General features: G+C 43.7%; 17 protein-coding genes, 2 tRNA genes and 2 pseudogenes. 10 read left to right on the plus strand and 11 right to left on the minus strand.

Going from position 1 to position 24,464, the window contains the following annotated elements; all coding sequences use genetic code 11:
* Position 1 precedes the first annotated feature (1 nt).
* The 7 genes from ACYX4M_RS12685 to ACYX4M_RS12715 form a co-directional block, all read right to left on the minus strand.
* Positions 2 to 856, minus strand: a complete 855-nt coding sequence (locus ACYX4M_RS12685) for an RnfABCDGE type electron transport complex subunit G (RefSeq protein ID WP_476080377.1) — start codon at positions 854 to 856, stop codon at positions 2 to 4.
* Positions 856 to 1,941 carry an electron transport complex subunit RsxD gene (gene rsxD / locus ACYX4M_RS12690; RefSeq protein WP_476080378.1) on the minus strand — a complete coding sequence of 362 codons (1,086 nt, stop codon included), beginning with the start codon at positions 1,939 to 1,941 and terminating at the stop codon, positions 856 to 858. Before rsxD ends, ACYX4M_RS12685 begins: the two co-directional genes overlap by 1 nt.
* Entirely contained in the window at positions 1,938 to 4,532 is a 2,595-nt protein-coding gene (gene rsxC, locus ACYX4M_RS12695) for an electron transport complex subunit RsxC (protein WP_476082878.1), read from the minus strand. Before rsxC ends, rsxD begins: the two co-directional genes overlap by 4 nt.
* A gap of 5 nt (positions 4,533 to 4,537) precedes the next feature.
* On the minus strand, positions 4,538 to 5,119 hold the full coding sequence (rsxB, locus tag ACYX4M_RS12700) for an electron transport complex subunit RsxB (RefSeq protein ID WP_014975992.1): 582 nt from the start codon (positions 5,117 to 5,119) through the stop codon (positions 4,538 to 4,540).
* Complete coding sequence (gene rsxA, locus ACYX4M_RS12705; protein WP_014975993.1) at positions 5,119 to 5,700, minus strand: electron transport complex subunit RsxA; 582 nt, start codon at positions 5,698 to 5,700, stop codon at positions 5,119 to 5,121. The genes rsxB and rsxA overlap by 1 nt, the downstream gene beginning before the upstream one ends.
* 193 nt (positions 5,701 to 5,893) lie before the next feature.
* Positions 5,894 to 5,970, minus strand: a tRNA-Asn gene (locus tag ACYX4M_RS12710).
* 27 nt (positions 5,971 to 5,997) lie between these two features.
* Positions 5,998 to 6,074 (minus strand) — tRNA-Asn (locus ACYX4M_RS12715).
* A 998-nt stretch (positions 6,075 to 7,072) separates the two neighbouring features.
* On the opposite strand from ACYX4M_RS12715, the gene ACYX4M_RS12720 reads away from it, so the two are divergent.
* The 3 genes from ACYX4M_RS12720 (at position 7,073) to ACYX4M_RS12730 (ending at position 11,817) form a co-directional block, all read left to right on the plus strand.
* Positions 7,073 to 8,446, plus strand: a complete 1,374-nt coding sequence (locus tag ACYX4M_RS12720; RefSeq protein WP_476080379.1) for an MATE family efflux transporter — start codon at positions 7,073 to 7,075, stop codon at positions 8,444 to 8,446.
* 92 nt (positions 8,447 to 8,538) lie between these two features.
* Positions 8,539 to 10,554, plus strand: a complete 2,016-nt coding sequence (gene uvrB / locus ACYX4M_RS12725) for an excinuclease ABC subunit UvrB (RefSeq protein ID WP_476075336.1) — start codon at positions 8,539 to 8,541, stop codon at positions 10,552 to 10,554.
* Between the two features lie 336 nt (positions 10,555 to 10,890).
* Positions 10,891 to 11,817, plus strand: a complete 927-nt coding sequence (locus tag ACYX4M_RS12730; RefSeq protein ID WP_334057733.1) for a LysR family transcriptional regulator — start codon at positions 10,891 to 10,893, stop codon at positions 11,815 to 11,817.
* A gap of 110 nt (positions 11,818 to 11,927) precedes the next feature.
* Here ACYX4M_RS12730 and queC read toward each other — a convergent pair whose 3' ends face one another.
* The gene (gene queC / locus ACYX4M_RS12735) at positions 11,928 to 12,584 is read right to left on the minus strand and encodes a 7-cyano-7-deazaguanine synthase QueC (RefSeq protein WP_334057735.1); all 657 of its coding nucleotides are present in this window, start codon (positions 12,582 to 12,584) and stop codon (positions 11,928 to 11,930) included.
* Positions 12,585 to 12,678: 94 nt separating this feature from the next.
* Here queC and queE point away from each other — a divergent pair, with 94 nt between their 5' ends.
* The 5 genes and pseudogenes from queE to ACYX4M_RS12760 all read left to right on the plus strand — a co-directional run bounded on the left by queE (position 12,679) and on the right by ACYX4M_RS12760 (position 16,585).
* Positions 12,679 to 13,353 (plus strand): 7-carboxy-7-deazaguanine synthase QueE, encoded by a 675-nt coding sequence (gene queE, locus ACYX4M_RS12740; protein WP_476056458.1) that lies wholly within the window; start codon positions 12,679 to 12,681, stop codon positions 13,351 to 13,353.
* Between the two features lie 100 nt (positions 13,354 to 13,453).
* Positions 13,454 to 14,335, plus strand: a complete 882-nt coding sequence (locus tag ACYX4M_RS12745; protein ID WP_476080380.1) for a type 2 periplasmic-binding domain-containing protein — start codon at positions 13,454 to 13,456, stop codon at positions 14,333 to 14,335.
* A 128-nt stretch (positions 14,336 to 14,463) separates the two neighbouring features.
* Positions 14,464 to 14,650: pseudogene (locus tag ACYX4M_RS12750) on the plus strand (transposase domain-containing protein); the annotation flags it as partial.
* A gap of 290 nt (positions 14,651 to 14,940) precedes the next feature.
* Positions 14,941 to 15,561: an outer membrane beta-barrel protein gene (locus ACYX4M_RS12755; protein ID WP_476080381.1), complete on the plus strand. Its 621-nt coding sequence runs from the start codon at positions 14,941 to 14,943 to the stop codon at positions 15,559 to 15,561.
* Between the two features lie 85 nt (positions 15,562 to 15,646).
* Entirely contained in the window at positions 15,647 to 16,585 is a 939-nt protein-coding gene (locus ACYX4M_RS12760; protein ID WP_476080382.1) for an amidohydrolase family protein, read from the plus strand.
* A gap of 6 nt (positions 16,586 to 16,591) precedes the next feature.
* Here ACYX4M_RS12760 and ACYX4M_RS12765 read toward each other — a convergent pair whose 3' ends face one another.
* Positions 16,592 to 18,835, minus strand: coding sequence for a winged helix-turn-helix domain-containing protein (locus tag ACYX4M_RS12765; RefSeq protein ID WP_476080383.1), 2,244 nt, complete (start codon positions 18,833 to 18,835; stop codon positions 16,592 to 16,594).
* A 167-nt stretch (positions 18,836 to 19,002) separates the two neighbouring features.
* Between ACYX4M_RS12765 and ACYX4M_RS12770 the strand changes: the two are divergent.
* A pseudogene (locus ACYX4M_RS12770) lies at positions 19,003 to 19,605 on the plus strand (transposase); the annotation flags it as partial.
* 51 nt (positions 19,606 to 19,656) lie between these two features.
* Here ACYX4M_RS12770 and asnB read toward each other — a convergent pair.
* Complete coding sequence (gene asnB, locus ACYX4M_RS12775; RefSeq protein ID WP_334057739.1) at positions 19,657 to 21,327, minus strand: asparagine synthase B; 1,671 nt, start codon at positions 21,325 to 21,327, stop codon at positions 19,657 to 19,659.
* Between the two features lie 387 nt (positions 21,328 to 21,714).
* A complete protein-coding gene (locus ACYX4M_RS12780) occupies positions 21,715 to 23,382 on the minus strand; it encodes a M28 family metallopeptidase (RefSeq protein WP_476080384.1) in 1,668 nt (555 codons plus the stop codon).
* Between the two features lie 70 nt (positions 23,383 to 23,452).
* Between ACYX4M_RS12780 and ACYX4M_RS12785 the strand changes: the two genes are divergently transcribed.
* Entirely contained in the window at positions 23,453 to 24,406 is a 954-nt protein-coding gene (locus ACYX4M_RS12785) for a DUF3025 domain-containing protein (RefSeq protein ID WP_476080385.1), read from the plus strand.
* Positions 24,407 to 24,464 lie beyond the last annotated feature (58 nt).

Genomic DNA, 24,464 nt, shown 5'->3' on the forward strand with positions numbered 1-24,464 from the left:
GTTATAACTCCTCTACACTGTGAGGTTGCGATTCATCCACGTTAACGGTATCTATTGTTTCAACCGAATCTGTTGTTGCACAGGTGTTGGGAGCAGTGAATAGCGCACTTTGGTTAGCTTGTGCGTAAACTAAAGCCTCACGTACGGCTGTAACTACCGCTCTTGGCGTTATAGTAGCGCCTGTGAATTGGTCAAATTCGCCGCCATCTTTTTTGACTTGCCATGGCGCTAAATTATTTGGTGAGAAAGACTTGCCGCTGAAGCTTGTGATCCAATCGCTTACTGCAAGCTCTATCTTATCACCAAGCCCAGGGGTTTCTTTGTGTTCGATAACGCGTACGCCAAGCACTCTCATATTGGTTGTTTTCATTTCAGGCGTATCCATAGCGAGAGAACCCGTCTCGAGTTCTGCTATATCCGTAACTGACAGTGCAGAAGTATTGAGATTTTCACTCTCACTATTACGGGATTCGTTTTGCATACTTCGTTGTTTATCAATGCCAATATACGTATCTACTTTTACACCAACAACAATATCTATATCACCGCTGTAACCATCTGGGGCAGTGGCTTCCAACACAAGCGCGCTAGGTTGGCCGTTTAGCGTAGCACGGTATACCTGATGAGTTTTTCTCATGCCAAGTTCGGGGGCATCGACTTTTGTGCAGTTGGCGTAAAGGGCATTGTCGTGGAATTCACCAGGCACAACTTCATTAAGTACGCTTAGAAGCTTTTGCTGCTTTTGTTGCTCAATTTTGTCTTGGGTGCCGAAAAAGGTTAACGCTATTAACGCTGTGGTGACAACGGCAAACGCACCTAACATAAGGCCGTTTTTGGCCAAGCTTTCTTTCATCATTACTGCTTACCTCGGCCTTTGCCCATATTTTTACCGTAAACGCGAGGGCGGGTGTAATAGTCAATAAGTGGTACCGCCATGTTCATAATGATCACCGCGAACGCTACCGCATCCGGATAACCACCAAACGTACGTATTATGACTATCCAAAAACCAATCGCAGCACCAAATATAATTCGGCCTTTTGGCGTTGTCGACGCTGAAACCGGGTCGGTTGCGATAAAGAAAGCGCCTACCATTACAGCACCATTGAACAGATGGAATAGCGGTGAAGCATAGTAATCGGCGTTAGCTAAATGAAGCATTGATGCACAAACAAATACGCTCAGCAGCATGCCACCTGGGATATGCCAGCTAATAACGCGGGTCTTCCACAGGTAGAGACCGCCAAGTAAATAGGCAAGGCTCACCATTCCCCATCCTGCACCCGCAGCGTCGAATACTCCGCCATCGAAAATTGGCTTAGCTAATGACTCTGAGTATGTTACGCCTTGTGTTAGATCGGTTCTCAATGTGTCTAACGGCGTCGCCATGGTTACACCATCGGCAATAGTTTTAAGCTGAGTAACATCGTAGCCGCTGGTGGTGAAGCCGGTAAATATCAGTGATAGCGAATCAAGGAAGCTTGGCGTAACCCCGGCATGGGTTACAGGGGGTAGCCATAGACTCATGGCTGCCGGGAATGAAATAAGCAAAACCACGTAGGCTATCATTGCGGGGTTAAAAATGTTGAAACCAAGCCCGCCATAGACTTGTTTAGCAACCGCGATCGCAAAAAATACCCCAATGACCGTCATCCACCACGGCAGAGTAGGCGGAATACTAATAGCAATTAACAAGCCTGTTAAAACCGCGCTGTAATCAGTAAGAGTGCGTTCGATAGGGCGTTTTCTTAAAAATAAAATAACCCCTTCAATTACCAGTGCACTTACTACTGCAATAACCGCTTGAATAAGCATGCCCCAACCAAAAAAGATAGATTGGGCTATCATGCCCGGGATCATGGCGTAAATGACTATGCGCATGACCTGTCCGGTATCGCGTTTAACCCGTTGGTGTGGTGAACTCGATAAACTTAACTTCATTCTGATTCTTTCTCTTGTTCAGCTGCCGCTTTTTTCGCTTTTGCTTTTGCAATAGCTGCTGCTATACGTGCTTTCTTTTCATCTTGAGCAGTAGGATGAGAAGTTGTTTGTACGCTTGTTGCTTGTTCAGCAGTATCTTGTGAGGCTGCTATATCGCCATTACCGCTTTGAGCAAGTTTCTTTGCTTTAGCCTTTGCCACTGCGGCAGCAATGCGAGCCTTTTTCTGCTCCGCTTCGCTTAAGTTACTAGATGAATCTAGGGCGTTATTATTCTGTTCACCATTGCCTTGGCTGCTGACGTTTTGAGGGTTCTCATCTTTTGGCGAGCTAACGTCTTGGTTCTCTGTGTCAGCTTCACCAACAGGACTAGATGCTTGTGCTTTTTGCAACGCGGCCTTTTTGGCTTTAGCTTTAGCAACGGCAGCAGCTATCCTAGCCTTTTTTTCGTCCTTAGCACCCATTTCATCTAGCTGTTCTGTAGACTGATCGTCTTGCTGCTCACCTAATTGAGTTGGCGTAGCCTGCTCGGCTTCCCCACTAGCGTTACTTTTAGCGGCTTTTTGCGCTTTAGCTTTAGCAACTGCCGCTGCAATTCGCGCTTTTTTCTGTTCCTCAACTGATAGCTCTGCATTAGTTTCAGTATTGGAAGGATTAGTACTTGAAAGAGCCGCAGTTGTTTGGTCTTGAGAAGCCACTTGGTTTTCTGTCGACGCATCTGAATGCTGGCCGGCTTGTGCTGCTTTCTTGGCTTTCGCTCTGGCGATAGCAGCGGCAACTTTGGCCTTTTTATCATCGTCTGGCGAAGGTGTCTGAGCCGCCGGCTCACTGGCGTTCTCAGCCTTATCTGAACTTTTAGCTTGGGCTGCTTTTTTCGCTTTTGCTCTGGCAATTGCAGCGGCTACTTGGGCTTTTTTATCGTCTGCTGCTGGGTTAAGTTCGTCAGCGTTTACTGGTGTGTTGTCGTCTTTAACCTTGGCTTGCATTGCCGCTTTTTTCGCTTTCGCACGCGCAAGCGCCGCCGCTACTTTGTCCTTAGCCTCAGTTGCGCCAGCATCAACGGTGTTATTTGCATTATCCACAGCTGCAGCATTTTGTTCTTTGGCCTTGTTCGCGGCTAAGCGTGCTTCTTTTGCTTTTCTATGTTTAGCTTCACGCTCTAGCTTTTCGCGTTCTAAGCGCTCTTTACGTGCCTCAAATCGCTGTTTGGCCTTCTCAGCTTTATTTTTTTCATCACGCTGAATGCGTATTTCAGATTTAGCCTGGCGGTAGTAATGCACTAGTGGGATTTCACTGGGGCAAACGTAAGCACATGCGCCGCACTCTATACAGTCGAAAAGGTCGTATTCTTCGGCTTTATCGTATTCTTTTGCTTTGGCGTGCCAAAACATTTGTTGGGGGAGCAACGACGCAGGGCATGCGTCGGCGCATGCGCTACAGCGAATACAGGGGCGCTCTGCATTGTCGTCTACTAGCTCTTTTTTTGCAGGAACCAGCAAACAGTTTGTGGTTTTAACCACGGGGATCGTAGCGTCTGATAAGGTAAAGCCCATCATAGGCCCGCCCATAATCACTTTAGGTGCTTTCTGTTTTTTCGGGTTGTAGTTTGCTTCATCCAATAGATGAGAGACGGGCGTACCCAACAACGCTCTAAAATTGCTTGGTGATTCAACGGCTTCACCAGTTACGGTTACAACCCGTTCAATCAGCGGCTTGCCGTGTAAAATAGCATCTGCAATGGCATAGCAGGTACCCACGTTAAACATCATCACGCCTACGTCGGCTGGCAATCCATTCCTTGGCACTTCTCGACCAGTAACTACCTGAATTAGCTGCTTTTCGCCGCCGGCAGGGTATTTAGTTTCAACGCTAACAACGCGATAGTCTTTTTTATCCTGGCAGGCAATATTGAGCGCCTCAAACGCTTCGGGCTTATTGTCTTCAACCGCAACTACAATGGCCTTCGGCCCAATAAGGTGAGTAAGAATGTCTAGACCCTGGCGTATTTGCCAGGCGTGCTCACGCATCAATCGATCATCAGAAGTAATGTAAGGCTCGCACTCAATCCCATTTAAAATAAGAAACTCAACAGGTTTAGACGTTGAGGTTTTTATATGGGTAGGGAAGCCGGCACCACCCATTCCTGAAATTCCTGCTTGGCAAATAGCTTCTATAAGCTTGTTTTTGTCTATGCCGCTATAATTTGCTATTGGAGATAGCTCGCACCATGTGTCTTTACCGTCAGGACGTATCGAAATACACATTTCTGTTAGGCCGCTAGGGTGCGCTACAACATGCGGAGCAATCGCAACAACCTCGCCCGAGGTTGGCGCATGAACTGGCACAGAAAAAGGCGATGAGCTTTGCGAAAGAATTTGGCCTTTCAATACGGTATCGCCAACTTCTACGCAGCAGATACCGTCTGAGCCAATGTGCTGCCTTAAAGGAACAATCAATAATTCGGGTAACGACGGTTTCTTTATTACTGATGTATTAGATAGAGATTTCTTATCGTCAGGATGTACGCCACCTGGAAATGAGTACATCTTTCCCGCTTCAAGGGTTTCTATAATTGAATCAAAACTTGGATACATCACAATTACGACACCATTTTGATGGGGATATCACCTTTAGGCGATGATTCAAAATCCCACTTCCATGTAGAAGTTGTTTGAGCAATTGGCACCATATCGATACAGTCGACAGGGCAGGGATCTACACATAGGTCACACCCTGTACATTCATCAGTAATAACCGTGTGCATGTGTTTGGCGGCACCTAAAATGGCATCGACAGGGCAGGCCTGAATACATTTGGTACAGCCGATACATTCGTCTTCGCGTATAAACGCGACTTTTTTAACGTCTTCTTCGCCATGAGCTGCATCAAGGGGTTTAGGTTCAACTCCCATCAAGTCTGCGAGTTTTTTAATCGTTGCCTCACCACCAGGTGGGCACTTATTAATATCATCACCTTCAGCAATTGCCTCAGCATAAGGCTTGCAGCCCGGATATCCGCATTGGCCACACTGAGTTTGTGGTAGTACGGCATCTATTTGCTCAACAAGCGGGTCGCCCTCAACTTTAAAGCGAATGCTCGCGTAGCCCAGAACCAAGCCAAAAATAAGCGCAAGGACGCCAATGGCAACAACGGCGAATATAATTGCGGTAGATATCGTCATTACACTTTCACCAGACCACTAAAGCCCATAAATGCTAGGGACATGAGACCAGCGGTTATCATAGCGATTGAGGCACCTTTAAAAGATACAGGTACATCAGCAGCAGCTAAACGCTCACGCATGGCCGCAAATAACACCAGTACAAGAGAGAACCCCACAGCAGCGCCGAAACCATAAATAAGACTCTGCATGAAATTATGCTGTTCGGTAAGGTTTAATAGCGCTACACCAAGCACTGCACAGTTGGTTGTGATAAGAGGAAGGAAAATACCTAACAATCTATATAAGGTAGGGCTGGTTTTGTGCACGACCATTTCTGTGAACTGAACCACCACCGCGATAACAAGAATAAAGGCTAGCGTTCTAAGATAACCGATACCCAGTGGAGCAAGTAAATAGGTTTCAACTAGGTAGCTCGATGCAGAGGCAAGGGTGAGTACAAATGTGGTAGCCATAGACATGCCCATGGCGGTTTCTAGTTTGCCAGACACACCCATAAACGGGCATAAGCCGAGAAACTTAACCAACACAAAATTGTTAACCAGTACTGTACCAATCAATAGCAGTAAAAATTCAGTCATGAATAACGCAATTCCTTCGAGGAATTTTGACGGACAATGCCCGCGAATTAAAAAGAAAAACAGATTAGGTCTATTATCCCTTTTTAGAACGGGTTTAACAACTTGATTGAATTAGGGTTATTTAATGTCTAAACGCGTTGTTTTAGGAATTAAAATAGAATGAAGTGGGTGAGGCGATTAAGAGCCAACTAAGTGGCTCCCCCTCCCCGACTCGAACGGGGGACCTGCGGATTAACAGTCCGTCGCTCTAACCAACTGAGCTAAGGGGGAATCGACACCTAAGTTGTTTGCTGAAGTTGGCTCCCCCTCCCCGACTCGAACGGGGGACCTGCGGATTAACAGTCCGTCGCTCTAACCAACTGAGCTAAGGGGGACCTGTGCTTCAACGGAGGCGAATATTAAAGACGTACTTAGGAACTGTCAACAACATAAATGAAATATTTGTGCTGACTGCGCAAAAAATAGCTTTTTACGGCTTTTATGTTCATTTTGTCGTCAATGCTGAGAAAGTGATGGTTAATAACTGCCCATTATGACCTCTTTGTTTATAAACAAGTGTGGTTTTAGTTTCTAAAGAAATGGTTTTTTCTTTTTTCTTATATATCCCAGTAAAGTTAAAGGCTATAACTAAAAAGAATAAAAAATCGCTTCCATACTGTTATTATGTACAGCCTTTAATAAATCTGTAACCTGTACCTGAGGATTAAAAGGTTAGTCACCACTTACGTGATGAGAAATTAATCGAGCACAAAATCCCGCCGAATATGGTCTGGCGGTAGTTATCCACTAAATCTGTGGATAACTATGTTGATAGCTTAGATTCGTCTACTGTTTTTGCGAGATCAAGTATCACTTGATCTAAGTGAATATTGCATTAAACATTATAATAGTCTTTGTTATACAATGTCTTAGGTGTGTTTTTGTGATCGTTATTCTCGATCTAAATAGATCGGTTGAGCAAAAAGTAGCTTGTGTGTTAATTCAACGAATGACTAAATGCTATCCAACTAAATCGGTGGCAACCTTTGCCGGTTTACGATTCATTAACATTTTTGTTGGTCTTTCAACCGTTAAGCTATGAAAACCTAGAGTATATGTAATTCGCTAGTAGCTATATTAAAAGTGAAATGAATTAGAAATTAAACTGTCATGGATTCATCGACACATTAGTTGCACAAAATTACTGACAAAGTACTGCTTTTGTCGAATACCGACCAAATTCGTAAAGTGCATGTGCTTTTGTTAAAAACACAGTATTTCTTCTCTCCCTCTTATGCTTTGCTATGTTTATCGAAACAGCATAGCTAAATAGCGTTTACTCTTTTACACTAGCGCGCAGTTAATGAGGGGATTTTAGTCAGCCGGAGCTCTAGTGATAAAAAGTAACGCTAAACAACGTACTTCCGACTTGTTGGAAGGAGACATAGGCACAACGTTAAAGCGTATGACTATTCCTATGATATTGGGGATGGTAATGATGATGAGCTTTGGGCTGATCGATACCTTTTTCGTGAGCTTGTTGGGCACCGATCCTTTGGCCGCTATTAGTTTTACCTTTCCCGTTACTTTTACTGTAATCAGCCTGAATATTGGTTTAGGTATAGGTACGTCGGCAATTATAGGGAAATTACAGGGTAGCAAGGAGGTAACCAAGTCCCGACACTATGCTACAGGCTCGCTGATGCTGTCTGTTTTGCTTGTTGGGATTTTGGCAATAATTGGCTTTCTTACCATCGAGCCAGTTTTTAAACTGCTAAATGCTTCTGAGAATCTAATGCCTTATATTTCTGATTATATGGGGCTATGGTATTTTTCGAGTATTTTCCTTGCTATGCCGATGGTGGGAAACAGCGTTTTGAGAGCCTGTGGTGATACGCGTACACCTAGTATCGTTATGGCTACGGGTGGCGGGCTGAACGCTTTGCTCGACCCTCTCTTTATTTTCGGTTTTGGTCCTATCCCTGCAATGGGAATAAAAGGTGCTGCTCTAGCTACTTTTATCGCGTGGATTGTTGGCGCTTTGTGGATACTTTATATCTTGGCTGTTCGCCGAAAGCTTATGTTGCCTCGGCTTCTGACACTCGCCGAGTTGCGTGATAGCAGCCGTGAAATTCTCAAGATAGGACTGCCTGCGGCAGGTGCAAACATGCTGACCCCTGTCGCTGGTGGTGTAATGACTGCTGTCGTTGCTGGTTACGGTGCTGAAGCGGTTGCAGCTTGGGGAGTAGGTAATAGAATGGAGTCCATTGCTAGTATTGTCGTGCTAGCACTTTCTATGACGCTGCCTCCTTTTATTAGTCAAAACGTAGGAGCAGGACAGATAGAGCGGGTAAAAAAAGCATATTCGCTTACGCTGAAGTTTGTTCTGATTTGGCAGTTCGGCATTTTTCTTGTCATGTGGGCACTGTCTAGCTGGATAGCTGTCGCTTTTGCTAATGAAGTCGAAGTCAGTATATTAATACAGCTGTTTTTGATGATAGTACCGTTAGGCTACGGTATGCAGGGAATTATCATTTTGACTAACTCATCGTTAAACGCTATGCACCGCCCCATGACGGCATTGATATTAAGTGTCATCCGCTTATTTGTTTTCTTCGTACCAATAAGCGTTGCGGGTAGTTTTTTCTTCGATCTAAAAGGGCTATTTGCCGGAACCGTCATTGCCAATATCGCAATGGCATGCGTTTCACTTATTGTTTTCAAGCGAGCGTTAGCTCAGCTTGAAACAGACTCGGTAAATTCTTAGTGCGGCGAATGCCAATCCCGGTTAGCGCGATTTTTTAACGGATGTGTCCGCAAGCGATATTTAAGCAGTAAGCTAAAGGAAAGGTTAAGTTAATGAGCAGAGGTTTTGAGCTTCATTCTAAATACAAACCAGCTGGTGACCAGCCTAAGGCTATCGAAGCCTTGGTAGATGGCTTGGAGAGTGGCTTGGCCGGCCAGACACTGCTGGGTGTTACAGGGTCAGGTAAAACCTTTACTATGGCTAACGTCATTAAAGAAGTGCAGCGACCCACGCTTATACTGGCACACAATAAAACACTAGCGGCTCAACTTTACGGTGAAATGAAAGAGTTTTTCCCCAATAACGCCGTAGAGTACTTTGTTTCATATTACGATTACTACCAGCCAGAAGCCTATGTTCCTAGTACCGATACCTTTATCGAAAAAGACGCGTCGATAAATGATCACATTGAACAAATGCGTTTATCTGCTACTAAGGCACTTATGGAGCGCCGCGACGTTGTCATTGTAGCCAGTGTTTCGGCTATATATGGCTTGGGCGACCCAGAATCTTATATGAAAATGCTGTTGCATCTTCGCCAGGGTGACACCATGGACCAGCGTGATATTTTACGTCGCCTTGCTGAACTGCAATATAAGCGCAACGATTTGGCCTTTGAGCGCGGTACCTTCCGCGTGCGAGGCGATGTAATAGATATCTTCCCAGCCGATTCTGAAAAGCAAGCCGTAAGGGTAGAGCTGTTTGACGATGAAATAGATAAAATAAGTCTATTCGATCCGTTAACGGGCGCGGTAGATAAGTCTGTTATTCGTGCGACGGTTTTCCCAAAAACCCATTATGTAACACCGCGAGAGAAAATTCTTAATGCTATTGAGCATATTAAGGATGAGTTAGGCGATCGCAAAAAACAGCTTCAAGAAACGAATAAGCTTATTGAAGAGCAACGTATCTCACAGCGTACCCAGTTTGATATCGAAATGATGATGGAGCTAGGTTACTGCTCGGGTATTGAAAACTACTCCCGCTACTTGTCGGGACGAGCGCCGGGCGAGCCACCTCCAACCTTATTAGATTACTTCCCAGCAGACGGCCTGATGTTTATCGATGAGTCTCACGTAACCGTTTCCCAAGTAGGAGCTATGTATCGTGGTGATCGCTCTAGAAAAGAAACCTTAGTTGAATTTGGATTCAGATTGCCATCTGCGTTAGATAATCGCCCGCTAAAATTTGAAGAATTTGAGCAAATTTGCCCTCAAACTATTTATGTTTCCGCTACGCCGGGCGACTACGAACTTAAGAAAACCGACGGCGAGATTGTTGAGCAGGTTGTGCGCCCTACGGGCTTATTAGATCCAGTTATTGAGGTACGCCCTGTAGCAACTCAAGTTGATGATGTGCTCTCTGAAATTCAAAAGCGTGTTGAGCTCGACGAACGTGTGCTTATTACTACGCTTACAAAGCGTATGGCCGAAGATTTAAGCGAGTATTTAAATGAGCATGGCGTAAAGGTGCGCTATTTACACTCTGATATTGATACTGTTGAGCGTATTGAAATTATTCGCGACCTACGGTTAGGTAAATTTGATGTACTAGTAGGTATAAACTTGCTGCGTGAAGGCTTAGATATGCCTGAAGTGTCACTGGTCGCTATTTTAGATGCAGATAAAGAAGGCTTCTTGCGCGCAGAGCGCTCGCTTATTCAAACTATCGGTCGTGCTGCTCGTCACGTGAACGGTAAAGCCATCCTATATGGTGACAGCATAACCAAATCTATGAAAAAAGCGATAGACGAAACGGATCGTCGTCGCGAAAAACAAATGGCGCATAACGAGGCCAACGGTATTACGCCAATGCGACTCAATAAGCCTATTACCGATATCATGGACTTAGGTGATAGTGCACATCCTGCTTCTGGTAAAGTAAGACTGCGCAAAGTTGAAGAGAAGAAGAAGCAACAGAAAACAGCAAGTGCGACTGAGTTGATGGATCAAATTACTGAGTTGGAAAAACAGATGTTTGAATACGCTCGAGAACTCGAGTTCGAAAAAGCGGCTTCACTTCGTGACGATATTGAGTCACTGAGAAAACAAGTGGTAGCGCTTTCTTAGGCATTTTTCATTACCAAGGTCCCCCAATGCTTATTGGGGGACTTCTAGTCGCCCAACCACGTCTTTATTCAGTTTACCTATATTCTACATTGCGTCTGCTATACCCTCTGTTTCGTATTGTTTTAAATAACACATCACTCCTTTGTTTTTATTTTCACTTATGTTCTTTTTACTTATGTAAAAATATTCGCTTAGATAGCTGTTTGCGTAATAGGGAAGTTGGTTTTTTATTAGCAAATGAGACGAAAAGTAGCAAAATGTCGTTGTAATAGCGCTACTAGTTACATATAGTTCTAATTAGAGTATCGATAACTATACCTATAAACAGGTGCTAACATGCTTAATCGTCTTCAGGAGTCAGATATCAAGCTACTGCGTGTGTTTTATGCTGTAGCGAGCTGCAACGGATTTACTGCGGCAGAACCCGTGTTGCGTATGCAACGACCAAATATCAGTGCCGCCATTAAAAAGCTGGAAGAGCGTTTAGATTTGGTGCTATGCCATCGTGGTCGTGGTGGTTTTCAAATGACAAAAGAAGGTGAGGTGGTTTTTCAAGAAACCAAGCGCATCTTCAATGCCTTCGATAACTTTGTTTTTAATTTAAAATCGCTACACGATGATTATTCTGGCCATATCACCCTCGTGTTAATGGCAGGTCTGCCGCTATCAATGCACTTGGCCGTTAGTAAAGCGGTTAAAAGCACGATGAAAAAGTTTGACGATATTCATGTGAATATCCAAACTCGTTTATACAACGAAGTAGAACATGTAGCGTTATCGGGGGAGTGTCACCTTGTGGTTTCGACCTATGACATGGTAAAGCCAGAATCTGTCACTTTTCACCCGGTGGGGATTGAAACTGAAGGGCGCTTGTACTGCGCGCCAACTCATCCTTTGGCGAAGTATCGCGATACTGAATTGCCTGATAATGTGAAAATTGGTGACTATCCTGCGATTGGTATCGCTGGCCTGTCGTCGGCTAACTATATTGAAGATGAAACCAGACTATCCATCCAAACCTTTTCTGATTCTTTTGATGCTGCTATGTCCGCAATTATGACGGGCGAATATATCGGTTTATTACCCGATTACATGGCGAAAGAGCAGGGGGCGGCGTTAGGACTTGTGCCTATTGCACAAGGGAGTCTTTTTAACTTTAGCCACGAGCTATTCGTCATGAATGGTAAAAACACACGGTTAAACCCGGTATTACGCCACTGCATTAAAGAGTTGAGTTATTTTATTTCTGAAAGCCAGAAGTAGTTTCATCAATACAGCTAATATAAAAACACCTCTTGTTCTAACGCGTTCATAAATACGCAGGGAACAAGAGGTTTTTTTTTATTGAGTCTGTTTATTTGTATGAGCAGTACCTATTCGTACTCTAGTGGGTCGGTAGCGTTGTTTTCCTTAAAAGCTTCTAAACGCTCTTCACATGCACCGCATTTCCCGCAGGCTTTTTCTCTGCCGTTGTAGCACGTCCATGTTTGCCCGTAATCCAAACCCATCGACAACCCGTCAGTCAAAATAGCTGTTTTGCTGTCGTCGATATAGGGCGTCATTATGGTAACAGGGGTGTAGTTCGCAATACCGCAAACGTCATTCATTTTATGTACGAATTCTGGGCGACAGTCGGGGTAAATGGCATGGTCGCCTGAGTGTGCGCCATAGTAGACTTCATTGGCGTCCAAGCTCACAGCATAACCAACCGCCAATGACAGCAATATCATGTTTCGGTTAGGGACTACCGTTTGCTTCATACTTGGCTCTTCATAGTGACCCTCGGGCACATCGATATCTGACGTTAGGGCAGAGCCACCAATAAGTGTATTAATAGCGCTAATATCGACAATTTTGTGGGGCACATTAAGCGATTTACACACGTTCGCTGCATAATCGAGTTCTTTCTTATGGCGCTGACCGTAGTTAAAACTTAATGCGTGGACTTTTTTACCTGCCTTTAGTGCTTTGTGCAGTACAGTGAAAGAGTCCATGCCTCCTGAATAGATAACAACAACGTTTTCTGACATAGTTTTTGAAGATTTAAGAAATTATCCCCGAATTTTATGTGATCCTTGGTAAAATCCCAACATACAATCGTTAAAGGGTGTCAAATTGTCTGTAATGTCCACATTAAACATCAATGAGATGTTTGAAACTATCCAGGGTGAGGGTGCTCACACAGGTATTCCTTCTATCTTTGTTCGCCTGCAGGGCTGCCCTGTAGGCTGCCCATGGTGTGATACTAAACATACGTGGGAAATTAAACCTGATTTAAGTGTTTCGCCTCAGGCTGTGATAACCAAAGGCGAAGAGTCAGAAAGTTATTTCATCTCAAGCGAAGACGCCTTGCTGGCCGAATTTAGTAAACAAGGATACGTGGCAAAACACGTGGTCATCACGGGGGGGGAACCTTGTATGTATGATTTACGTCCGTTGACAACCCTGCTACACGATAACGGGTATACCACACAAATTGAGACCAGCGGTACCTTTGAAGTGCTCTGTGATGAGCGCACTTACGTAACTGTTTCACCTAAAATAAATATGAAAGGCGGATACGATGTTTTGGTCAGCGCATTAGAAAGAGCAAACGAAATTAAGCATCCTATTGCTATGCAAAAGCATATTGATGAACTTGACGCTCTGCTGAGCAGCGTATCATCGCTGGAAGGAAAACAGGTTTGTTTACAACCAATTAGCCAGCAGAAGAGAGCAACTGAACTGGCTGTTCGTACTTGTATTGAGCGCAACTGGCGGCTATCTTTACAAACACATAAATACATTGGCATTGAGTAAATGTTTAATATGCATTGGCTTCTCGAAAGAACAAAACGCGATAATAAGTACTCAACTCATTTTTTAACTCACTCTTTAATTCAACGTGGGCATAAAGAAAATGCACAGCTTCAACTTGCTTAAAAAAGTCGTTACTGCAGCTATTGCTTTATGTCTTTGGGCTATTGTACCAATGGCTGATGGCGCTACATGGACGATTACCTATCCCAGGCCGATCGATGACTCCGACGCACGTGCACAATATCCTATTGCATTATTGAAACTAGCACTCGATAAAACGGGGGTAAACTATGAACTTCGTCCCTCGGACCGAATATTATTGACGAGTAAGGCTATGCGCCAGCTTCGAGAAAACAGAGAAGTGAACGTTGTGTGGAGCATGACCGATAGCCAGCGTGAAAAAGAACTGACTCCCATTCGAATACCTATCGCCAAAGGACTTATTGGCTTGCGGGTCTTCGTTATAAACGAAGATAAGAAGTCAAAATTTGATAACGTATTGTCGTTGAACGATATGCGTAAACTTGTTCCTATTCAGGGAGAAGAGTGGCCAGATACTAAAATATTGCAAGCCAACGGCTTTAATGTTTTTACCGTACCTGAGTTTCGCGAAGGGTATGACATGGTTAAACGGGGCAAAGGAGACTTTTTTCCTCGTTCCGTGATGGAAGTAGGTGCTGAACTTGAAGAGGAGGGCCGTCGCACCAGACTCTATCTAGAGTCTTCAATGGCGCTTTATTATCCCACTGCCATGTACTACTTCGTGAATGGCAATAACAAAACACTAGAAAACCTCATTCAGACGGGCTTAAATAGAGCCATAGAAGACGGCTCATTCGACGCTCTTTTTGAGTCTACTTACGCGCCTATTTTAGAATCTTTAGACGTTAATAAGCGCAAAATTTTTACTTTAGAAAATCCATTGCTCCCCATTGAAACGCCTCTTACTAATTCTGCACTTTGGTATAAACCTACGTTATAAAGAGTAAAAAAGAAATAAAAAACGCAGCCCAAGCTGTAATGCCGATCAGTTAAGAATTGAATGATCGGTCGACCGATCTTTTTAAGGCTTCAAAATCCGGTATCAGGTAACTGATATCGGATTTTTTTATGGACGTTTCTCAAGCTTTAGACATCATCAATACCGTTAAGCAGCCACAAGCCAAAGCGCTGTCTGACCTCATTCCATTAGAGTTGATTGAGCAAGCTTATCAGATGTCTGATACGGCGCACCTTGCGCAAACGTAAGTTATCGCTTGAATCACTGGTGTGGCTGCTTGTAGGCATGGCGCTATTCCAAGGCAATATAAATACCTACATAAAATGGCTGAGAATCTTATTCTGGCCCTACGACGAGAACGAAAGCTTCTCCCGAACTGTTAAGCAGAGGCCACAGCGATACAGCAGAAAGAAAAATGCCGCTCACCTTAAGTGAACGGCATTACCCCTTTTAGGGGCCTTTTTCTTTATACCTCAGAAAGAAATCACCTTTAACTCATATTTAATTCCGTAAAAGCGAAGGTTTTGTTTATCGCCAAACCCCATGATTTTATTGCCTTCAGGGCTATTTCATTCATGGAGATTAAAATGAAAATTTCACTTAACAAAACACTTACTGCTTTATTTGCGTTTACAACGCTTTCATCTTTTGACGTACTTGCAGACGTTGAGATAGGGCTAAGTTTAGGTACAAGTAAACCCAAAAATTACGATCAATGCGCATGCACAACCGACGGGGCTATAACCGATATTGAAGCGGAGGTAGATATCGATTTGGCGGTAGCTCAATTGCGTTACGTTTTCGACAATGGCATTTTTGTAGAATTTCGTCATGGAATGGGGTTTTCAAAGTCGGAGAGTAAAGTGACACCTCGAGGTGGTGAATCAACTAGGGGGTTAGACATTGAACTTGATGGCTTAACTAACGCATCTATTGGCTATCGATTTTTTTCCGATCAAACACTTTCGACTTATGTAATGCTGGGCACAACTACAAATATTGTTTTAACAGCGTTTATGCCTGATGGTCCTGAGTTCGGAAGGGAAAATTACAGTAACGAGTTTTCTTACGGCGCCGGAGTAAACTGGAATGTATCTCAGGATTTTATAGTGGGACTTGAGTATTTCCAATATTCAAATGGAGACTTGGGTGGTACCGGAGAAGTAGATTTGTCGACATGGTCGGCATCATTAGCTTACCGCTTCTAAGATAACTAAGAGGCGATGCAATAGATCGCCTCAACGCCCATTTGTACGCCTTTGCTCTAGTTAAACTTATTTGGATAACATTCTAATGACTACTCTACGTTTACAATTCATGACCGCAGTAATACTCACCTTGTTACCGTTATCTGTTTTTTCTTCACAAAAATATACTGGGCCTATCATTGATGTACATGTTCATGCCTACGACGACAGCAGTCCATTGTTTGGCCTAGAGCACCCACCCACTCTTCGCAGAAAAACCTACCAACCGGCGAAAAGCGCTTTACACCTCAAACAAGAAGTACTGAAGCGATTCCACAAATACAATATCGTAAAAGCTGTTGTGACTGCAGGCGAGCTGTGGTTAGACGATGCGCCAGATACTATCCTGGTTGCAAATGCTGCGAAACCAACTTCAATATTGAAGAAACAACACGAGCTTGGTTATTTGGATGTTATCGCTGAATTAGCACCATTTTATGAAGGTAAAAAATTAGACCACCCTTCACTCGAGGGCTATTTCAAACTTGCAGAAGTACTTGGTGTACCGATTGGAGTGCATATTTTTCCTGGCGGCCCAAATTTTGGCATGCACTATTTGCCAGAAATGCTTGGAGGTATGCGTGCAATGAATGCATCGCCAAAGCAAATAGAAAAACTGTTAGTAGCCTACCCCAAACTGAAGCTATACATAATGCACGGAGGTTGGCCTTTTATTGAAGACTTAAAGTCACTTTTATACATGCACCCCAATGTTTATGTTGATATTGCCGTTGTTAATTGGATCCTACCCGAAAAAGAGGTCATTAATTATATAATCGCATTAACCGATGCGGGTTTTGGAAACCGTATTTTGTACGGGAGTGATCAGATGGTTTGGCCCGAAATCATTGATGATGCAATAGCAACAATAAATGAGAGTAACGTGCTATCACTTCAGCAAAAAGCTGACATTTTTTATAATAACGCAGCAACATTTTTGGGGCTAACCAATAGACAAATAAGCCAACATAGAGCAATTAAATAATACACTCTAGAGAGTCTTGACTCGCTCAATAAGGTTGACCGTATTATTGGTCTCTGAAAGCACCAGCTTTAGTGCGAGTTTGTTTTGTTTTTGTTTTTCTAAAAGCATTTTAAACCTGGGTATCTCTTTCATTCTTTTTAAGAACGGGTCACTCTCGATACTATAAAAACGCTGAAAACTCGCGGGAACAGCACTGTTGTTTATTAGGTTTGTCAATATGTTAAGTGCATCATCGTATTGGCCCATCTGAGCATAAAGCTGCGCTAAGTAATAGTCATAATAACGACTTCGTTGCTCATTCTCCAACGCTCGCGTAATCTCTTCGACGATCGGTAATTCATTGCTGACATCGTTCGGATAAAGTAGTCGTCTGAACAAGAGCGCTTGACCGCCTGATATTTTTGACAAAGCAAGATCAATATAACGAGCTTGCTGTCCATTAGGCACTTGTGTAAGCGCGTACAGATATACTTGAGGAAAGAATCCAACGTTGAAGTCGTATTCTTTAACACTATTTACGTACGCTTCAATACGCTTTATTTTGTTTTCTGACTCGCTGTGATTGAGTTGATGCAAAGTAATTGCTTTTGTTACCGGTGGTGCAAGTTTCTTCATTACGTCGTAGATTTGATTGAGAACCTGCTTTTCTCCGGCGTATTCATGAACTTCAGCTTTGTGTACCCAACAATTCATGAATTGTATACTGCGCTCAAGACACTCTTGTGCTTGAGCATCTGCATCAACGATTTCATTTTTCACTATATGAATGTATGCCAACCGATTTGGCCCTTCTGGGCTTATCTGGTCAACTGCGCTTAGACGCAATGCGTATTTTCTAGATAAATCGTACTGCCCATGGGCGTAATGATACATTGCCAATCCGTCCAGTAATGTGTTGTTGAACGGGTCGCTGTGCAATTTATCTTCAGCTAGTTGTTTAGCGAAATCTGCTTGCCCCACAATCTGTAGCGTTAATAAGTACCATTCCAGAATAAGGGTATCATTTGGTTCTAAGCGATATGCTTTGTCAAAATACTTGAGTGCTTGCTCGATATCTCCGCTTCTTGGCGTTGTCGCCCTTGGGCTAACCATCATAGCTTTTGCAAACCAAAACAATGCATTTAATTCATTTGATTCTTCTTTGTCTTTTAAGATTGCAGATGACATCTCTAGTGCAACAGCTTCTTCAATCTGTACCCAATTAGCGCGTAAACTAAGAATGCTAGACAGTAAAAACTGTGCATCTTGAAAATCAGGATATCTGTTTACCAATTGTTGAACATCGTTTTGTAAAGCTTTTAGGTTTTCAGGCGCTAAATTAAGAAGGCTCGCTTTCAATGACAAAAATTTCAGTTGAGCGTTATAGTTAATGTTGTTTTCTACATTAGTTTGTTGTTCAGCTATAGATAATGATGATGTCGTCATCGCAATACTTCTAGCGACATCACGCTGTATATTGAAGATATTATTACCATTAAATGAAAAAACCGCATTGGATATGAGTTCTCCATTTTTGCCATCAATTATTCTTGTTGATATTTTTACGAGGTTATCATGGTACTGAATAGTCCCTTCCACTACAAAGCGTACCTGCAGCTCTCTGGCAACCTCTGTGATAGGTAATGATTTTACCGAAAAGTAGTGTGATGATTTTCTAGCGATGACTCGCATGTCAGTTTCATTTGCGAGTATTTGGAGTATTTCTTCTGTAATTCCAACAGGTAAGTTCTTTAAATTGGGATCATTAGAAAGGTCATCAAACGTAAGTACCGCAACACCATCAAGCGTGAGCTCAGGTTCTTTAGTATTTTGAGAAAAATAAACCCACAGTGACGCTACAATAAGAAACATAGTTGCAAAATAAGCTATATAGCGCAGCGGCTTTAATGAATTGAGCTTCTTGGCACTAACAGTTTCATTTTGTTTTGGTTTGATAACTGAAGTATTGAATTTGTAGCCGCGTTTCGGAATTGTTTCAACAGCGGAACTCAAACCTGGCTCTAGCGACTCAAGTTTTTTTCTCAAATCTGAAATAACTCTGGAGAGTGATTCATCAGCGCCGAACCTTTGAGGCCAAACTTCTTCGAGCAATTTCTCTCGCGTAACCACCGCGCCGTTCGCGTTTAACAACAGTGCAAGTACTTCAGAAACCTTGTTAGTTAGCTTTACGACCGCTTCATTTTTTTCAATCGTGTTTTCAACTCGATTAAAAGTAAATCCATTTAGTTCAAAATAAACAGAAGCATCCATAGCAATTGTCCCGGTCAATCTACACAGACTTGATTTTGAGGTAAGTTCAAAAACACCATATTACACATCAAATCAACTCTGAATTACAGCGCAATAAACTGTGCTTTGGTCTAATTTTGGCATTATCACTACATCATTTCATCCGTATCAAAACCTATACCTAGTTATATCAGGAAATTCGCTCTCTAGGACGCAATGATAAACTGGTCAGTCTGAGCTGTAATCCCCGCTCCAGGAAGCTATGGCCAGGATTGCCCGATACCCTGAATGCTCGAATTGTGAGCCGAAAAATCAAAGGCAAAACCTATGAAGTGCTTACGTCAATGACCGATGCCATGCGCTATCATGCAGCCGACATCGCTGACTTATACGGGCATCGCTGGGAGATTGAGCTGGGTTACAGAGAACACATGCTGGGAAACCGTCTGACCCTGCGTAGTCGCCTGCCTGAATTAGTGAAGCAAGAACTGTGGGGCGTATTGCTGACTTACAATCTGGTGCGATACCAGATGGTTCAGATGTGCTTTAACCTTAAAGGCAACTACCTACCTTACCAGCTTAGTTTTAACGGCGCGCTGGCTCAGGTGACGTCGCTGCTGGTCGGTCTGCCTTATTCAACGCCCGGCGCTATTCCAAGGCAATATAAATACCTGCATAAAATGGCTGAGAATCTTATTCTGGCCCCACGACGAGAACGAAGCTTACTCCGAACTGTTAAGCAGAGGCCACAGCAATACAGCAGAAAGAAAAATGCCGCTCACCTTAAGTGAACGGCATTACAGCCTAAGCTGCGTTTTTTTATCGTTGTTTCGTTGCCTCTATTAAGACTCGCCAGCGTGAACGTCTTTCATTGAACGGCCAGAAGGATCGGCATTGTTCTTAAAGCTTTCGTCCCACTCAAGGGCTTCTGCAGTACTACAGGCGATTGACTTGCCGCCAGGTACACAGCGCGCAGCACTTTCTTGAGGGAAGTAGCTCTCGAAAATAGTGCGGTAGTAATAGCCTTCTTTGGTGTCAGGCGTATTTACTGGGAAGCGGAACTCCGCAGTAGCCAGCTGTTGGTCGGTTACTTCGTTTTCAACAAAGTCGCGAATTGAGTCAATCCACGAATAACCTACACCGTCACCAAATTGTTCTTTTTGACGCCACAATACTTCCGCAGGCAGTGTTTCGCCATTATCAAATGCTTTACGAAGGATCCACTTTTCCATTTTTCCATCAAGACACATTTTGTCTTGTGGGTTTAGGCGCATGGCTACGTCAATAAAGTTCTTATCTAAGAAAGGAACACGTGCTTCAACACCCCATGCTGACGTCGCTTTGTTGGCACGAGCACAATCAAACATGTGAAGTCGATCTAGCTTACGTACCGTTTCTTCGTGGAATTCTTTGGCATTTGGCGCCTTGTGGAAATATAGATAGCCACCAAAAATTTCATCAGAGCCTTCACCGGAAAGTACCATCTTTATACCCATTGCTTTAATTTTGCGGGTCATAAGGTACATTGGGGTAGCAGCGCGGATAGTGGTTGTATCGTAGGTCTCTAGGTGGAAGATAACATCACGGATGGCATCTAAACCTTCTTGGATAGTGAAGTGGATTTCATGGTGCACAGTACCAATCATATCTGCAACTTTCTTTGCGGCCTTAAGGTCAGGAGCACCTTCAAGACCTACGGCGAAACTGTGTAGGCGTGGCCACCAGGCGTCGGTCTTATCTTCATCTTCAACACGTTTGGCTACGTACTGCGCAGCCACTGCAGAAACCAGTGATGAGTCTAGACCACCAGACAGCAGCACTGCGTAAGGCACGTCAGACATCATGTGTGACTTCACTGCTTTTTCAAATGCTACGCGCAGCTCGTCTAAATCGCTTGCGTTGTCTTTTACGTTGTCGTATTCCATCCAATCGCGTTTGTAGTACTTAGTGACTTTTCCTTCTTTGCTCCACAGGTAGTGGCCTGGGGGGAATTCACTAATTGTCTTACATACGCCGGCTAATGCTTTCATTTCTGACGAAACATAGAAGTTACCGTGTTCGTCGTAACCCGTATATAGAGGAATAATACCAATATGGTCACGGGCAATCAGGTAAGCGTCTTGTTCTTCATCGTAAAGAATAAACGCGAACATGCCTTCTAGGTCATCAATAAAATCAATACCTTTTTGCTGAAAAAGCGGAAGAATAACTTCACAATCTGAGCGGGTTTTAAATGGATACGGCTCATCTAAGTCAGCGGCTAGCTGCTTGTGGTTGTAAATCTCGCCGTTAACAGCAAGAATTTGCTTATCGTTTTGGCTGATAAGAGGCTGTGCCCCTGTATCTACGTCGACAATCGCCAGTCTTTCGTGACAAAGAATGGTATTGTCATTATTCCAGATACCCGACCAGTCAGGGCCACGGTGGCGCAAAAGTTTTGATAAATCGAGGGCTTGGGTTCTGAGTTCAGACACATCGGTTTTGATATCAAGGATACCGAAAATACCACACATATAACGGATTCTCTCTGTTCACTTGTTGAAAAAAATAATAGAAGTTTTTTCTGTCGGTACTCGCGTACGAGTGGGCGAAGGATTGTTTTTATTCTTTTTTCGCGTGCCTTGAATGTGCCAGTCTGACAGGAAATTGCAAGTACATTATGATGAGAAAATGGAAATTCTTATTCCTTTTATCCCAAAATAGCCGTTTATTAACATTTTTATCCTATTTCGAGTGAATAATTATGTTGTGAGTGAGTTTGCTGAGTAATAGAAAATAGCAGTTCGAAGCCGCTTGAATCAGTATTCTGGAAGTGAGAAATAAGAAAGGGCCTATAAAAAGGCCCTTTTGATTTCACTGCATAACTAAGCATTTTTAACGCTTAGAAGTCGGTGCGGATTTTAATTTTTGCGTTGAAACTCACTTGCTTCATTCCATTTAGGCCAAGCGTCAGCATTTGCAACGCCTACGCCCACGTCAAACAGCATCTGAGTGTCTTGTACGATACCGCTTAGGTCCCAGTCATCGCGGTATTGGTCGCACACTTGATGGTAGCAGCCTGTCACGATAACGTTCATACGTTTTCTATACTTAGCCGTTTCTTCGTCTGCTGGTTCATTCCCGCCCTCTGCATAAAGTGCCGGTACACCCTGTTTAGCGAAGCTGAAGTGGTCAGAACGGTAGTAGTAACCTGCTTCAGGTCGGTCTTCTTGGGTAAGCGTTCGACCTTGCTTAGCTGCAGCGGCTTCAAGGTAGTCTTCCATTTCTGATTTACCCATGCCTACAACAGCAACGGTTTTGGTTTTACCCAGCACGTTCATTGCATCCATATTGATGTTAGCAACGGTATTTTCAATAGGAATAACAGGGTTGCTGGCATAGAATTTACTGCCTAAAAGCCCTTGCTCTTCAGCCGTCACTACTAAAAACGACACTGAACGCTTAGGTGCAGGCGTAAGTTCTGAATAGGCTTTAGCCATTGCAAGTATAGCTGCAGTACCCGTGGCGTTATCGTGGGCGCCGTTATAGATTTGGTCGCCTTCTTTGCTTTCATCTTTACCTAGATGATCCCAATGTGCCGTGTAGATGATATGCTCATCAGGAAACTCGGTACCCGGTAATGTGGCGATAACATTGTTGCTTTCTGACTTTTCGAACGTGTTTTTCACGGTAACTGACGCTTTAATATCCATTGCTTTGCTATATGGACCCTGCATCGCGTTAGCTTTCTCTGTGTCAAAATCAAGGCCGGCATCGGCAAACACTTTTTTCGCTGCATCTAACGTAAGCCAGCCTTCAACGGCAACGCGGCTCGCACCTTTATCGGCACTCACTAGACCGTACTGAGGACCACTCCAGCTGTTTGCAACAACAGACCAGCCATAAGACGCTGGCGCGGTTTCGTGAACGATAATGGCACCCGCCGCCCCTTGTCGACTCGCCTCTTCGTATTTGTAACTCCACCGGCCATAATAGGTCATGGTAGTGCCTTGAAACTTCCCGCTTTCTGGGTTTTCAAAACCTGGGTCGTTAATTAGCATAACAACGGTTTTGCCTTTAACATCTAACCCTTCGTAATCGTTCCAGTCGTATTCTGGCGCATTTACACCATAACCTACAAACACCAGTTCCGAATCTTCAAGAGATACTGAGCTTTGCTCACGCTTCGAAGAGGCAACCATTTGCTCTTTGTAGGCAAATGTATTGTCGCCAATGGTCATGGTCATGTCAGGATCAGCAGTGATCTCCATAAGCGCTACTTTTTGAAGGAAGCTATCTCCATTACCCGGCTTAAGCCCAGCTTTAGTAAATTCACTGACCAAGTAATCAATGGTTTTCTTTTCACCTTCAGTCGTTGGTAAACGACCTTCAAACTCATCAGAAGACAAAACTTTTAGCGGCTCGCGAATGTCAGCATCAGAAATACTGCTGTAAACGCTGTCGAAGTTAGAAGCCGCAGGCATAGTCTTCTGCGCTGATTCGTTTGTTGAGGTGCTGTCGTTGTTAGGAGTGCAAGCACTTACGCCTAAAAGGGTAGGTACAAGCAATGGCAAAAACATTTTTTTCATTGTTAGTCTCTGTTTGCTCTACAATACGCGACCAGTATAGAGAAAACCCCAAAGCGAACCAATAGTTGATATGCAATCAAACTCAATCCCCTTCTGTAAAGACTACTTACTAAAACACGCCAGTAAACTGGTTACGGCGCTTCTTGAAGAGGTTGGCTTGCTTAGTAACGACGAATTTCCTACGCCTGAACAGCTAAATGAATTAACGACTCGATATTATGATCATTGGCAAGGCCCCTTGTTTAAGGGACAAAGCCAGTTTTCACATGATGACGAGCGGTATTACGAGACCATCATTAGTGAAGACGGTGTAGTTCCTACCCGAGAGCATAGCTGGCACGACTTGTTTAATGCACTTATCTGGCTGCAGTTTCCAAAAACAAAATCTTTGTTAAACGCGCTACATATTAGTGATATCAATGCACACGGTGTAAACCCCAGAACGGCGCGCCGCAATCGCATTACTCACTTCGATGAGTGTGGTGTAGTCCTTGCCATTGAAGCCTCTGAGAACACTGCTTTAAATGAGCCTAAGCGAACAGCAACACTTGCTAACTCATATAGCAAAGCAACAGGTAAAGTCATGCAAGGTGCGCCATGTGATAGTGACACCCTTGAAACGTTTTTAGCGGAATTAGCGTCCCATCAGTGGGAGCGTGTCTTTGTCGAAAAACGGGGGCTGTGGCACACACAGGTTAGCCCTTTTATCTTCGGACACGCGAATTTGGAAATGATGTTAAACCCATTTATAGGTCTTACGGGCAAGTGGTTAGCAGTAGCTGTACCACATGGTTTTAGCCGTCTCAATAAATGGCAGCAGCGCTTGCTGTTAGACGATGCGATGACAGCACGCATCAAAGCGTTAAATTATTTTGAAAAAACACCGCTTTTAAAGCCATTGCCTTTGCTTGGTGTACCACTGTGGCATGGTCAACAAGATGAAGTGTTTTATCAGAATAAAGACTATTTTAGACCGCTACGTGAGGGAAGTAAGCCGACAATTCAGCTACCTTTGTGGTCTTAAGGGCATGGCGCTGCCCTGTTATATCGGGGCAGCGCAAACAAAAAGCCAAATGGAAGGC

The organism is Alteromonas sp. ABV4_150 (assembly GCF_056311745.1).

Bases quoted from the DNA above. Each gene is read 5' to 3' on its own strand.
- rsxA (WP_014975993.1), bottom strand. From the start codon at position 5,700: ATGACTGAATTTTTACTGCTATTGATTGGTACAGTACTGGTTAACAAT.
- ACYX4M_RS12730 (WP_334057733.1), top strand. From the start codon at position 10,891: ATGCTTAATCGTCTTCAGGAGTCAGATATCAAGCTACTGCGTGTGTTT.
- queC (WP_334057735.1), bottom strand. From the start codon at position 12,584: ATGTCAGAAAACGTTGTTGTTATCTATTCAGGAGGCATGGACTCTTTC.
- ACYX4M_RS12785 (WP_476080385.1), top strand. From the start codon at position 23,453: ATGCAATCAAACTCAATCCCCTTCTGTAAAGACTACTTACTAAAACAC.
- rsxC (WP_476082878.1), bottom strand. From the start codon at position 4,532: ATGTATCCAAGTTTTGATTCAATTATAGAAACCCTTGAAGCGGGAAAG.
- rsxB (WP_014975992.1), bottom strand. From the start codon at position 5,119: ATGACGATATCTACCGCAATTATATTCGCCGTTGTTGCCATTGGCGTC.
- ACYX4M_RS12780 (WP_476080384.1), bottom strand. From the start codon at position 23,382: ATGAAAAAAATGTTTTTGCCATTGCTTGTACCTACCCTTTTAGGCGTA.
- asnB (WP_334057739.1), bottom strand. From the start codon at position 21,327: ATGTGTGGTATTTTCGGTATCCTTGATATCAAAACCGATGTGTCTGAA.
- ACYX4M_RS12760 (WP_476080382.1), top strand. From the start codon at position 15,647: ATGACTACTCTACGTTTACAATTCATGACCGCAGTAATACTCACCTTG.
- queE (WP_476056458.1), top strand. From the start codon at position 12,679: ATGTCCACATTAAACATCAATGAGATGTTTGAAACTATCCAGGGTGAG.
- ACYX4M_RS12765 (WP_476080383.1), bottom strand. From the start codon at position 18,835: ATGGATGCTTCTGTTTATTTTGAACTAAATGGATTTACTTTTAATCGA.
- rsxD (WP_476080378.1), bottom strand. From the start codon at position 1,941: ATGAAGTTAAGTTTATCGAGTTCACCACACCAACGGGTTAAACGCGAT.
- ACYX4M_RS12685 (WP_476080377.1), bottom strand. From the start codon at position 856: ATGATGAAAGAAAGCTTGGCCAAAAACGGCCTTATGTTAGGTGCGTTT.
- ACYX4M_RS12755 (WP_476080381.1), top strand. From the start codon at position 14,941: ATGAAAATTTCACTTAACAAAACACTTACTGCTTTATTTGCGTTTACA.
- uvrB (WP_476075336.1), top strand. From the start codon at position 8,539: ATGAGCAGAGGTTTTGAGCTTCATTCTAAATACAAACCAGCTGGTGAC.
- ACYX4M_RS12745 (WP_476080380.1), top strand. From the start codon at position 13,454: ATGCACAGCTTCAACTTGCTTAAAAAAGTCGTTACTGCAGCTATTGCT.